Annotated in this window: 9 protein-coding genes and 3 pseudogenes; 1 reads left to right on the top strand and 11 read right to left on the bottom strand. The window is 35.6% G+C overall.

Annotated features, from left to right (window positions below; all coding sequences use genetic code 11):
- Positions 1 to 165 precede the first annotated feature (165 nt).
- The 8 genes and pseudogenes from Q0791_RS01215 to Q0791_RS01250 form a co-directional block, all read right to left on the bottom strand.
- A pseudogene (locus tag Q0791_RS01215) lies at positions 166 to 669 on the bottom strand (DDE-type integrase/transposase/recombinase).
- Positions 670 to 924: 255 nt separating this feature from the next.
- Positions 925 to 1,167, bottom strand: coding sequence for an acyl carrier protein (locus tag Q0791_RS01220; protein ID WP_299002006.1), 243 nt, complete (start codon positions 1,165 to 1,167; stop codon positions 925 to 927).
- A gap of 17 nt (positions 1,168 to 1,184) precedes the next feature.
- Positions 1,185 to 2,261, bottom strand: a complete 1,077-nt coding sequence (locus Q0791_RS01225) for a 3-oxoacyl-[acyl-carrier-protein] synthase III C-terminal domain-containing protein (RefSeq protein WP_299002008.1) — start codon at positions 2,259 to 2,261, stop codon at positions 1,185 to 1,187.
- Between the two features lie 16 nt (positions 2,262 to 2,277).
- On the bottom strand, positions 2,278 to 4,005 hold the full coding sequence (locus Q0791_RS01230; RefSeq protein ID WP_299002009.1) for an AMP-binding protein: 1,728 nt from the start codon (positions 4,003 to 4,005) through the stop codon (positions 2,278 to 2,280).
- Between the two features lie 31 nt (positions 4,006 to 4,036).
- On the bottom strand, positions 4,037 to 5,761 hold the full coding sequence (locus Q0791_RS01235) for a histidine ammonia-lyase (RefSeq protein WP_299002011.1): 1,725 nt from the start codon (positions 5,759 to 5,761) through the stop codon (positions 4,037 to 4,039).
- Between the two features lie 4 nt (positions 5,762 to 5,765).
- Positions 5,766 to 7,514, bottom strand: a complete 1,749-nt coding sequence (locus Q0791_RS01240; RefSeq protein ID WP_299002013.1) for a thiamine pyrophosphate-binding protein — start codon at positions 7,512 to 7,514, stop codon at positions 5,766 to 5,768.
- Positions 7,515 to 7,914: 400 nt separating this feature from the next.
- Complete coding sequence (locus tag Q0791_RS01245) at positions 7,915 to 8,073, bottom strand: hypothetical protein (RefSeq protein WP_299002015.1); 159 nt, start codon at positions 8,071 to 8,073, stop codon at positions 7,915 to 7,917.
- A gap of 12 nt (positions 8,074 to 8,085) precedes the next feature.
- Positions 8,086 to 8,541: pseudogene (locus Q0791_RS01250) on the bottom strand (IS6 family transposase); the annotation flags it as partial.
- 89 nt (positions 8,542 to 8,630) lie between these two features.
- On the opposite strand from Q0791_RS01250, the pseudogene Q0791_RS01255 reads away from it, so the two are divergent.
- Positions 8,631 to 9,629, top strand: a pseudogene (locus Q0791_RS01255) (ISAs1 family transposase).
- A gap of 106 nt (positions 9,630 to 9,735) precedes the next feature.
- Here Q0791_RS01255 and Q0791_RS01260 read toward each other — a convergent pair.
- Genes Q0791_RS01260 through Q0791_RS01270 form a run of 3 tightly spaced genes read right to left on the bottom strand, consistent with a single transcriptional unit; the run spans position 9,736 to position 13,365 of the window.
- Positions 9,736 to 10,779: an HlyD family efflux transporter periplasmic adaptor subunit gene (locus Q0791_RS01260; RefSeq protein ID WP_299002017.1), complete on the bottom strand. Its 1,044-nt coding sequence runs from the start codon at positions 10,777 to 10,779 to the stop codon at positions 9,736 to 9,738.
- 2 nt (positions 10,780 to 10,781) lie between these two features.
- Positions 10,782 to 12,095 carry a glycosyltransferase gene (locus Q0791_RS01265; RefSeq protein ID WP_299002018.1) on the bottom strand — a complete coding sequence of 438 codons (1,314 nt, stop codon included), beginning with the start codon at positions 12,093 to 12,095 and terminating at the stop codon, positions 10,782 to 10,784.
- Positions 12,088 to 13,365, bottom strand: a complete 1,278-nt coding sequence (locus Q0791_RS01270; protein WP_299002020.1) for a hypothetical protein — start codon at positions 13,363 to 13,365, stop codon at positions 12,088 to 12,090. The genes Q0791_RS01265 and Q0791_RS01270 overlap by 8 nt, the downstream gene beginning before the upstream one ends.
- Positions 13,366 to 13,723 lie beyond the last annotated feature (358 nt).

Genomic DNA, 13,723 nt, shown 5'->3' on the forward strand with positions numbered 1-13,723 from the left:
ATTCTATATCGAAAGCAGCTAACGTAGCATAAAGTATGTTGAAACCCGCACAAAGTGAGCTTCTCGGACATTCCACTTCAGCGTTGCATTCATTTGAAAGGGGATCACCATTACAGCATAAATGCGCCTTGAATTGAAAAGCCTGAAAAGCTCTGAATTGATCATCTATATAATAGAATTGGTATTAATCATTGACCAAAGCTCTACACCTGCTAATGTTGCTTCAGCCCCCAATCCAAGACTTCCATCCTAAGCATTGGTGCATTCTCCCTTTCACTTTTCGGTGACTTTACTCCACTATATTGTTGAGATATTTAATTTCAAGTACCTCAATCATCAATAACATGCATCCCATTAACCACAACCGAACATTAAGAGCATCAAGAGCATCAAGAGCGGCGATATTGGTCCCACTTTATCAATGACAACCCGATGCGCTAGTCTGTTATAAATTGGTCGCTTTGTTTAGAAACCGCAGTGCAGCAGCCTCATCACACTTTTCACTCAAATAAAAATCCAACGGTTTAATGTGAAGTGGTCAAAATGAATATTGCGTTCAACAAAGATCTCCTCAATGTCACGATAACTGAGTTTGTAAGCCAAGTAGTAACGAAGTGCCTACATGATGATCGCGGAAGGGGAATGCCAGCCTGAAAAATTGAGAGTCATAGGAGTGGACATAAAAAGTGATGCTTGGATCATAAAGTATTCACGCTGTTTGCGACAGAACCGCTCTCTTTATCTCAAAAACACGTATTAAAAATTAAAATCCAAACAGCTCAACTAATTGTTGATTTATAATATATTATTACCATGTGCAATTCAAAGTGACACCTTATTACACGTATTACAAACGGAGGTCAATATTGAAAAAACCTAACTCAAAATGCTATTTAAACCCTATTTGCAAATATTGTAATCTATTTAAACTGTCACTTTAGTAATGACTTCATTCTGCAGCTCATTAATACTCATATTAGCTAAATTTACCTGAAAATCAGCAATTGCATAATACTTCCTAATACGTCCAATAATCGCTAAACTCTGAATAGAATCTATGCCATAATTGACAATTTGAGCATTAGGATCAATATCCTCAAATGGCATCTTTAACGTTTCAGCTACAATATGTTGAACCACTTCATTTTCATGATACGTATCTAACATAGCTCACCTATTTAGAACTAAAGTTTCCATCTCAATACCGCTGAAGAAGCAATAGTTCCAACAGCTGGAGTAAAGCAACTAATTAAATCATCTTTTTTCAACACTCCCGCCTCCATTGCATCATGAAGAATTAAAGGAATATTACCGCCAATAATGCTAGTACATGAAGGATAAGTATCATAACTTTTCGCCTTCTCTAATCCTGCATGGGACTGAGTCACCTCTCTAAACCATGCGATACCTTGGTGACCCGCAAAAAAATTAATTTCATTTTTCTCTATTTGTGCCAAATGAAGTGATTTTTCAACCATTTCTTTAGCCAACTTAATCCCTTGCATAACTTGGGAGGTATTAGTTTCATTCATATAAACTTGGATTTTACCATCTTCATACCAATGCTTATCACTGATCCCTAAATTCGCGTAATTACCAATGGAACCATCTGAGTGATGGCACATAGATAGCACATTCTTAGTCTTACTGCCTCCAATCACGACGGCAACGGCACCATCGCTAAATTGTGAAGACATATAATCTTCGCGTACTAGATAAGGTGACATCATTGATGATTGTACAATAACACCATATTTTGCCTGCTCACTTTCAATCAAACCTTGGGCTAATTGCAATTGTGTTAGAAACGCATTACACATGCCTTCTGTTGATTGAACAAAGCAGGAATTTGAAGCACCTAGACGCGTTTGAACTAATGCTGCATTAGTAGAGAATAAATTATCAGGTGTCGTTGTTTGAACCAAAATAAAATCGAGCTGTTCAGCTTTTATACCTGCATTTTTTAATGCATTTTGTATCGCCATGGTTTCCATATCAGAAGATTTCTGGGATTTATCTGCAATATAGCGCTTTTTGGCACCATTAAAGGGATCATCAGCATAGACTTTAATGGCTGAAAATACCTTAGTTTCAATATCACTTAAACCACCATGATATAAAGCCGTATCAATATGATCCATTGTTTTCGCATGATTTTTAGCCCAAACATTAACAATATTATCGGACCACCAATCATTGGTTCGTATTTCCTCTGGAAAATACGTTCCTATACTTAATATATCTACATTTATACGATCCATAACCTATCCTTATTTGTTAACTTACACTCTGAGAAAATTGAATAAACTCGTTTTTTAAATACAATTTAGCAGCTCTGCCACGCTGCAACTTACCACTCGCAGTACGAGGTATTTGCCCCTGTGAAACAAACACAAACTCTAATACATTTAATTGGAATTCTTGATAAACACGTGCACGTATTGCCTTCTTATGTTCAACAAAATAACTAACTTCATACTCATTTGTTTCTTGTACAATACAAAGACCTAAGTTCCCATGAGATTCCACCGTAAATGCCACACAAGTCAGTGCCTCCATATCAGGTGAGATATTTTTAATAACATTTTCAATATCATGGGGATAATAGTTTTTACCATTAATAATAATCAGCTCTTTTAAACGGCCGGTTAAAAATAACTGGTCTTGATCAATAAATCCCATATCACCTGTTGCAAAATACACCCTATTATTAAATATATTCCGACTATTATTTTTCTTAGGATCGACAAATAAATATTCATCACAATAACTTAAAGAATGAAGCCAAACTTCACCAACGATACCTTCAGCACAATTATCTTTACGTATCGGGTCAACAATAACTAAATCTAAGCCATCTACTGGCATGCCTGACCCGACTATCGCAGTGCTATTAGGAGCATCAGCATCCAGAGCAAACACTTTATTCTCAGTTAATGCGTATTTATCTGCATAAAAACAAGACGGATTTTGTGATGGCTTTTGTGTACTAATTAATCCTGCCATTTCAGACATACCATATGCAGGACAAAAGCTTCTTAATTGAAAACCACTATCAGATAAAAGTTCAGTAAAGTCTTTCATAGTCTTTAATTTAACCATTTCGCCACCATTTATTGCATAGTGCCAGTGACTAAGATCGTATTGACTCACCTCTTTTTTATTTAATCTGTTATTACAAAGCTCATAGCCAAAATTAGGGCAACCACTATGTGTTCCTTTATAATAAGAAAGTGTTTGCAACCACAATTCAGGGTTCATTACCACATCATTAGGATCAATAAGAATAATCGTCCCCCCAGAATAAAGAGGCAGTAACAAACCACAAACTAATCCATAAACATGCGAATGGGGAGCCCAATTAACAGTTATACTAGAAGATGAATAATTCCATGCCGCCATGTTATTTTGTAAACTAAAAAGTAGTTGTTTATTGCGTACAACAACAGCTTTGGCATTAGCCGTAGATCCGGATGTATATTGAAGATAATTAATTCGTTCATTATCAAAGTCTGGCAACACAAGAGAATGTCTTTCATCTTCATTTATAATTTCAATATGTTGACTATTAATAACAACGCACTTATCAAGTAAATCAACGAGCACTTTATCCATTTTCAATAGTGATAATGTTTCATCATCAACAAGTATCATTTCCGTTTGACTGTGTTCAATAACATAACGAATAAAAGCACAACTTTTTTCAGCACTCATAAAGTCAGGTGACTTAACAGGAATCCCATGTAATCCGCTAAACAAGCAAGCAAAATATGCGATACTAAAATCAATGCAAGGTTGTAGTAAAATTAATACGGATTTGTTTTTAATCTCTTGTTGGCATTTAAATAAATGATAAGCCATGGAAACTGAACGCTGATATAACTCTAAATAAGTAATAGAATCACATTCAACGCCAATGCCATTAATATGCTTTATTGCAATGGCATCAGATTGACATTGCGCAAATACCTTTAATTTCTGTTCAATACCAGCATTTGATGCCATTATATTTACCTTATGTTATTAACATGGTTCACTAAAACTTAGATAGTAAACTAACAGTATGAGATTTAAGATAATCCATTATTTTTCCACCATTGCCTAATTCCGTGACTAACTGGATAATATAGCTATCTAATGCTTGATCCTGATCATTTTGGATTAGCGATCGCTCAGCGTTAATTGATAAACCTAAGATGTCATAAATTAATTCATATAACTCACAAGTTTTTCTAGAAAGCTGCTCCCTCGGATCGCAACTGCCATACTCTTTCAAGCAACGCTGTTCAACGGCTTGTATGCCAAACAATAAAGCAATGGCTAAATATTGCTTAAACAAAAAAAGAGACTTAGTGGTAAACACTGACGCCGCCATGCCTTGACTATTGATATTTTGATTATATTGCTCTGCATGCGTAGGAAAACGATCACTAATAGAATTACCGTAATAGGTTAACATTGGCATAATAGAGTTTGCGCACAGCTGCAAACCTTTTAAACCTAAATTCAAATTATCTTGATTACCCACCAAAGAACTAGGTAAACCACGGTTAAATTCTGGACTGACCAATAACGCAATTTGTACATCTAAATGCTTTGATATCAAGCCTATAGTATGTCGTAATCTGTCCATATTCACCGCAATATCTAAACCTAAAAAGTTTCCGGTGTAATGAAAAGTATTATTTTCCACATCAATTAATGGATTATCAGTTGCTGAGTTAATTTCAATATTTAAACTAGATGCAATACTTTGAAGCATTTCAATGCAAGGACTTAAATACTGTGGCAAGCATCGGATCGAATAACGATCTTGAACGAGATCATCAAAAACTTGATGCCCATCTACCTTTTTAACATTGATATTGCCTTTTTTAACTAAGCTAGACCCATCCAATAATTGCCTCATATAATGCGCAGCCTGCATTTGTCCTGAATGAGGTTTTAAGCTATTAGTAAACTCATGAAAAGGATCGATAGAACCCTTCAATGCCTGAATAAAAAAAGCATGACAGTAGAGCGACAACCGAGTGAGTAATTCAGCTTCATAGGCACAATTACTCGCAATTCCTGCCATGACTGACGTACCATTAATTAAAGATAACGCCTCTTTTGGCTCTAATGTTAATGGCGGTAAATTTAATATTTTCAATGCTGCTAAAGCATCAATGATATTCCCTTGATACTCAACCTGATAAGAATCATCTAAGCCAATAATAGCGCCAGCAATATAACTTAATGGCACCAAATCACCACTGGCACCAATAGAGCCTAATTCATAAACCACAGGTGTCATGCCTGCATTTAAAAATATCATGAGTCGATGAATCACTTCCAAGCGGATCCCTGATGCACCTTTCATCAAAGCATTAGCTCTAACGACCATCGCAGCTCTAACGTCTGCAACACTTAATTTATCTCCAGTTCCTGTTTTTAACGCTTTTATTAAATTTTGTTGTAATTGTTGGCAATGTTGAGGCTCGATACTTTGATTCGCTAAGCCGCCAAAATTGGTGGTCACCCCATAAATGGGCACTCCACTTTTAACGAACTCTTGTAAACATTGATGCGCCTTATCAATTTTGTCTGTTACAGCCCTAGAATTAGATAAATAAACAGATTTATTTTCTATCGCAACTGCCACTAAATGTTCTATCTTTAACGAGTCTCCATCAAGATAAATCTCTTGTTGATCTTTGACATTCATCGAACTCGATTTAGATACTTTATTTTGTGTCCTTTCTAGATTATTTAGTAGCATTCCTTTACTCTCGACACTTCTTATCTTCGTTTAATCCCCACGCAGGTACATTACTCTGCGCACCTTTTGCTTGTTGCTTAAGACTTTCAATACGACCCATGAAAGGCGACTTTTCATTAGTATTCATAATTTTCACATCGATAATGAATGGCCCGGAAGCATGTAACGCCGCCAACACAGCAGGTTGGATATCGGCATTGGAGTTCACCGTGTACCCTTTGGCACCTAACGAGTTAGCATACTGGACAAAATCAACCTCTTCGAATGACGTCTCATCGGCTTTAAGCTCCATGGCTTTTAACCCCATTTCACACAGACCATACCCAGCATCATTTAATACTATCCACACAGCAGGCAGCCGATAATTCACTGCAGTATGAACTTCATGTTGCATTAACATTGAGCCGTCACCAATCACAGTAAATGCTTTATCATGGTGCACTTTAGCTGCGCCAACAACACCTGCACCAAAATGTCCCATAGAGCCATAGAAGGCACTGACACGGTATCGATTTGGTAAATCGAAGCGTAAATAATGGTTCGTCCAAGCAAACGCATTACCACATTCGGCCATAATGATTGCATCTGTCTTATTAATAACAAACTCTTGTAATGCAGCCATTAATAAAGACACCTGAGGAGGCGAGTCCGCCTCAAACACTTGTTGCTCCCAATTAGTTGATGTCGCAAATGCACGCAGGTTATTAAAAGTAGGCGAAGAATTCGCAAAACTTGATTGAGGGGGCAGTTTTGCCAACAATTGTTGTAAAAATACTTTTATATCCGCTTGTATTCCCATGGTATAACATTGATTAAACCCGACACCAAATGCACGACTGTCAATATCGACATGAATAAAGCCTTTTTTAGGTTCCATATTTTTTTGCCAGAAACAAGAGGATTCACCTAGACGCGTCCCCAATACTAAAATCCAATCAGGCCGATGATCACGGTTAAATACATCAACTTCATCATGACCCCCCATGCCTGTAACGCCTACAAAATATTCATGATTTTCAGGAAAAATGCCTTTAGCACGCGGGGTACAAAAAACACGCGCCTGAGTTCGCTCAACTAACACTTTGATTTCTTCAGATGCCTTACGTGCACCAAAGCCGACCCAAACAGCAAATTTATCTTGTGTTAATAGGGCCGCGCCCTTTTCAGCAATTTCATCGGAGATACCAATAGATGAATGGCAATTTGATAATTTAAAATCCATCGGTTCACAAAAAGCACTTTGTAAATCCATAGGTAAGGATACATGTGCAATAAAACCTTGAGATTGGGATAAACCAACCGATAATTGTTGCATTAAGGTAGGTAACTCACTCCCCGACTCTACTCTAAGTGCAAAATCAAAAAACTCACTAGGTGAAAAAATACTGCTTTGGGGAGTGGTTAGGTGACTGGTTTCTTGTATTGCTCCCCTGCCACGCTGAGAAGCCCCCGTGCAACCCGATAAAAAAATAAGTTTAGCGCCTTCTGTTTTTGCCGCCATCAATGCATTTAAAGAATTAATAATCCCAGGGCCGGTTGTTACAAACACAACCACAGGTTCTTGATTTGCAAAATAGGCTTCGGCTGCGGCAAAGACGGCACCGGACTCATGCCTAAAGTGAGACATTTCTAACTCACTGTGTAAAATACCGTCATAGAGATGGGCGATCCCACCACCACTTACACCAAAAGCATGACGAATCCCTAACTGGCTAAGCCCTTGCATCAGGCAAGTTGACACATTATATGGCATTTTTAATCATTTCCTTATCGGCAAACCTTAAGCGAAAACATATTTGTTATTAATCAAGGTGATCTTTATCAATGTAAGTCACAAAAAAGTATTACAGGCATAGCATTGCCTTCTCACTTGTTGCAGTAACTTACACTATGGCAACATATTGGCAACTATTAAAAAGCATAAATTGTTAAATTAATTTGTCTCATATAGTTTACATAATGCCATAAGGATTCATAATTAAAAATGTAATACCTTATTATCCAAGATTTATTTAACACACTGATATTATTATTTATTTAAATATAAATAAAATACATATATGTAATACTACTAAGTAGCCATGCGTAAGTTGGTTCTGTCGCAAACTCAAATAAAATGGCTAAAATGAAGGGACACTGCCCTTCAGATACAACTATCCCGCTAAAGAATGAAACTGTTCCCATGGGATCATGTTACGTTCCGTGTTCATCTGTCCTTGCTTAAGCATTGACCAAACCTCAACACCTGATAATGTTGCTTCAACCCCAAGCCAAGAGTGCCAACCTAAGCATTGATGTATTTTCCCTTTCATTTTACGGTGACTTTACTCCACTATATTGTTGAGATATTTAATTTCAAGTACCTCAATCATCAATAACATGCATCCCATTAATCACAACCAAATATTAAGGGCATCGAGTACAGCGATATTGGCCCCACCTTGATCAATGACAACCCAGTGTAATAGACCATTATGATTAATCACTTTGTTGATAAACCGCAGTGCAGCGGCTTCATCGCGCTTTTCACTCAAATAAAAATCCACAATATCGCCTTGTTTATCAACGGCACGATAATAGTAAACCCATTGACCTTTCACTTTGATATAGGTTTCATCCATTCGCCATGAACCGTGAGTTTGACGTTTTTTAGTTCTAATATTAGCGTCAAGTAGCGGAGCATATTGAATAACCCAACGGTTTAATGTGGAGTGGTCAAAATGAATATTGCATTCAGCAAAGATTTCCTCAATTGCCCGATAACAGAGTTTATAAGCCAAGTCGTCAGGGCGGGATCATACTCTTAAAAAAAGTGAACTTTTTGCGATAATGATAATTAGATCATCAAATTAATTCACTTTTTATCATTATGTCCTTATTCGATCATTTGTCACTTCTTGACGATCCTCGTTCTCATGTGAACCAGCGCCATAATCTAGTCGATGTGTTATTCCTTGTGTTTTCAGCCATGACCAGTGGCCAAGATGGTTGGGCTGAAATACAGCAGTTTGGTGAGCTGAAACTCAATTGGTTGCGGCAATTTCATTGCTTTAAAAACGGCATACCACGTAGACATACCATTGCTCGAATCGTACAAGCAATCAACCCAGAGGCACTCCAATTATGCTTGATTAGCTGGATAAATAAAAAACGACAACAAGCGGATAAGCCCTTGATTGCGATTGATGGAAAAGCATTAAAAATGGCTTCAAAACTCGGTAACAAGGCATTTCATTCGGTTGCTGCTTTTGATATCAATACTGGACTTGCCCTTTATCAAGAACTGAGTTCGGGCAAAGGAAAAGAAATAGCAACAACCAAATCCTTACTCAATATGTTAGACATTGATAATGCATTGATTACGCTTGATGCACTCCATGCTCAGGCCAACACATTAGCCGCCATTATTTCAAGAAAAGCCGATGATTAAATCCAAGTTAAAGGCAATCAAAAATGCTTGTCTCAAGCGGTACAAGCTCAATTTACCAAAGCCTTTGAGTCAGATGATACACTGCCTCACTTTTCAACAACACATAAAGGGCATGGACGAGAAGAAACCCGTATTATTTTCCAGCTGCCTTTTATTGTGAGTGATGAGATAAAGGAAAAATGGCCGTCAATCAATACAATCGTTGCAGTAGAGCGACATCGTAAAGTCAAAAATAAAACAACTATTGACACCAAGTTTTATATTTCATCCCATGAAGTTGTTCCCAAATTTATGTCAACAGCAGTCCGTGGTCACTGGCAAATAGAGAATAACTTACATTGGATATTAGATGTTGTTTTTAAAGAGGATAACTGTCGTATTCATGAAGCAAACAGTGTTGAGTCACTGCTTATTTTTGGTCATGTTAAAGGACAATAACAAAGTATGCTCTTGCCCTAACTTCACAATAAGTATTCATTGTTTATGAGCCAGAAAAGTGGGGAGCCCTCAGTCATGGGTATATATTGTTTCAGCCTAACTGACGTCAATTAAACAGAATACTCACTGGCATACCTTCTACCCAAGTATCCACTGCAGGTTCTTCTACAAAAGACATGGTCACTTTAAGCAATGCTGGCTGCCCTTCAAAAGGCTTGGCTAATTGAGTCGGTAGCTTACTGGCTAACACCGTCGGCAATGCGATTTTAGCACTGTATTTTTTTCCATTTGGAAAAATAATCGTCACAGAATTCCCTAACTTCACTCTATCAACATATTCAGACTTTAAATAACCAATAATTTGAGGAATATCATTTTTTGCTATTTTAATAATGGGTTCACCTTGTAGAACTCGATGCTCTTCCAATACTAATGTCTCAATGACCAGTCCATCAAATGGGCTAGTAATATTTAAATTATTTAAATGACTATTCTTAAGCGCGAGCTCCTTTTCAAAATCGAGTACTAATTTTGCAAAGGATCCCGATATTTTATTTTCTTGATAATCAACCAATGCCTGATTGTACCTTATTTTTTCGTTAAATAATAAGATTTCAGATGAATACACTAAGTTAACTATATTAATATAATCTAATTCTGATACTAGGCTATTATTCCTATATTTATCATAGTCTGATTTAATCTTTGATATCCCTCCCATATTGTCTTTAGCATTAGAAATAGCTTTTTCGTAAAAGGAAAAATCAACCTGAGTGGTGCTTGAATGCTCTTTCTTCAAATTGGATAATGATTTTTTAATAAATTCTATCTCAGCAGTTAATGAACTATTACTCATTCTAACTAAATGTTGACCCGATGATATTTTTTGACCATTTATGACATTTATTTTATTAACTATTGCATCCTCTGAAGCCCTGATCACAATAGGGTTTACTGTTAATATACCAGGTGCCACAATTAAAATATAATTATAATAAATAAAGTATAAGACTATAAAAACAGGGCTTAAAACAATAAACAATAATAAATACCACCTTAGTTTATAACCGTTTCTCTTTGAAGAACCATAGGATACTTTTTTATCATTTAAAGGGTGACTTGTTTTTTCATGAGGAAATTGTACTTCCATAATTAAAACCGCTTACCCCGTTTTATCACCCACCAAGGTGCCATATTAGACTCTTCATGGCTACGTCTAAAAATCTCATTAGACATTGCAAATGCAGAGAGTAACTTCATAATAAATTGATAAATTGGAAATAAAGGTAACCATAAACACAAATATATATCAATATTTTTCTTTTCTGAAACTAATAACAAATAGGTACAAAAGTATATACTGCATGTAAATAGATAAATAAGATATAAAAATAGCGTCAAAGATAAAACAACAACAAATGGATATGTTACTAGTAAAAATAACAGATAAAAAATAATCATAAATGGTAAAGCAACATTTTGAAAAATACCATATATATATAGAAAAATCAGGTTACCCCATCCTAATAGTTTTACTGTTAACCCTATTTTATGCTTTCTTAAATATAGAAATAATAAATCACCATCCCATCGTAGCCTCTGCTTTATTAAACTCATCACAGTATCAGGTACATCTGTGTGACCAATTGAGTTCGAAGAAAAACACAATTTATAGAATGGATATCGCCTTTTATATTGTTTTAACCTTACCGTTAAATCTAAATCTTCAGCTGTATGTGTATCCCATCCTCCAATGGTTTTAAGCATTTCTCTACGAAAAGCACCAAATGCCCCTGAAATATTATTTATCACCCCCCATTCTGACATTCCTATTTTTCCAAGCCTCATAGATAACATATACTCTATAGACTGTAATTTAGTTAGAAAATTCTTATTTTCATTTCTAACTCTCAATGCACCACCCGAAGCAATGACATTCTGATCACTAAATGCCAAAGCCATTTCATAAGCCATATTATTATCAAAGGAAGTATCAGCATCGACATTAATAACGAGTTGATTTTTAGCCTCAAACAATCCAGCATTTAAAGCTGAAACTCTTCCTCCTCGATACCATTTAGGTAACACTTTAATCTTCCTCATACTTCTATTCTTATATTTTTTCTTATAAAATAATGCTGTTTTATAAGTTTCTATGTTTTGTTTTACTCCATCAATCACCAATATAATTTCAATATCATTAGGGTAATATTGCTCAACAAGGGTATCGATTGTCGTTCTGATTGCATCACCTTCAGAATAACAAGTCACAATCACACTGATCGTTGGAAAGTCATCGCCATCGTTTTTATGACTCAACTTAAACCACTTTAATACTCCAATAAAAATCAATATCAAAAAAGGTAATTCAATGAGAATAAATAAAGGGAAAGCCATAACTAATAATTCAAAATTATTCACAGGCACATAAATCCACATTGAAATAAAATAGTAAATATCATTCATAATGTTCACTTGACAATTTACAATCTAACCAGATATCAGTATTGATTAAACTAGGATCAGGCAGGCTAAAATAGTAAACCTCAATAAAAAAACTATCCTCCTTTATTTTTTCTGATAGTGTTTTCACCTTGTTTTCAATTAACTGCATATCGTCCTTAATCGGCATATTAATAAAAACTAAAATTAAATCAGTTCGATAATGACAACAGATATCCGTATCCTTAATCATACGACAAACATTTTTTGATAACTCTTCTACCAATATCATCAATGTACCATTAGATTCCTCTATCGGATTTTCCTTCACCGAATTAAGCTGTAATGCCATGACATAATGTTCTTGTTTATGCTGAATTGCGATCTTATTTAACCAAGGTAAAATACTTGAAAAATAATGAGGAGCAATTATCTCATCAAAATCTAATGAGGGAGCCAAAATAACACTCTCATTACGTAAATAATATTCAGATAAATAACCTAATTTATAAGTAAATATCTTGTTTACTAACAAACTCGAAATTGAAGATAAACTATCACAATTAAAACATCTCACCATAGTATTCGCTTCAATAAATGTAGAGTCACAAGCATTACAAAAAAAAGTTTCTAATGGCCTATCATAATCCACACCAATATGCCTCATTTGTGTAAAGCATTTAGGGCATTCTAATTTACCTTTTCGAGTAAACAGCGACTCATTTTCGACGTATCCACAAGTAAAACAATGTAGCGACACTCTTTCTATGACATCAATACTGTGACAATGTGGACAGGTTTCAATATAATTGAGTAAACTGCTTTGACATGTAGAACATAAACGTATTTTATCAAGCAGTTTATCTTTATCTAATAAGGCTTTTTTTTCTAACTCGTGAAAAAAAGGCTGAGGATCATCAATGTGCTGATGATAACACTCTAAAACAGGATAAGTGTAAATACTTTGATTATTCAAACGCTTGATTGGGCTTACTCGACGATGAGGCGCGAGCCACAACCATTCCATAAAACGGTTTTTCCCCGTTAACGGAAATCCAGTTTTACGTTTTAAGAAAGCCTCTTGCATTGACTGCCATGTTGACAACGCCCAAATACCATCAGTTAGAACCTCTGATAAAAAACTCGATTGAATGACAAATAAAAGCCATCCACAATAATTTGGATGACGATGGATTGCCATTAAAAGTACATCTTGTTCAACGGGCGCGAAATCAATAATACAACACCCTAAAAAGTCTTTAGGTAATTCATCAATATGTGAGATCTGCTTCACAACAACACCTTTTACTGATGGTTGCGAATGCTGTCCAATGTATACAAGTTCAACACTGATATTCACACTCCCCAATAAAGAAACAATTAAAAACAAAATCACAAGATGAACAAATTATAGCCTAAATGACTGACTTCAACCTGCTCATAGCCCAAACGAATTAAAACTTATACGTATTTTTTATTTATATAAATCTAATACCAATCTAAGTGAATATTTCGGCATTAGCTTGTCAAGGCGATATACAAACTCAATGACAAAAGATAAGTAAACCCGATAAAAACATGACAAAGTGATGGTTTCACACATTCAACATATACAGTAACTTTGTATGCAACCTTGTATGCAAAAGACAAGA

The sequence above is a fragment of the uncultured Shewanella sp. genome (assembly GCF_947495455.1).
Classification (GTDB): domain Bacteria; phylum Pseudomonadota; class Gammaproteobacteria; order Enterobacterales; family Shewanellaceae; genus Shewanella.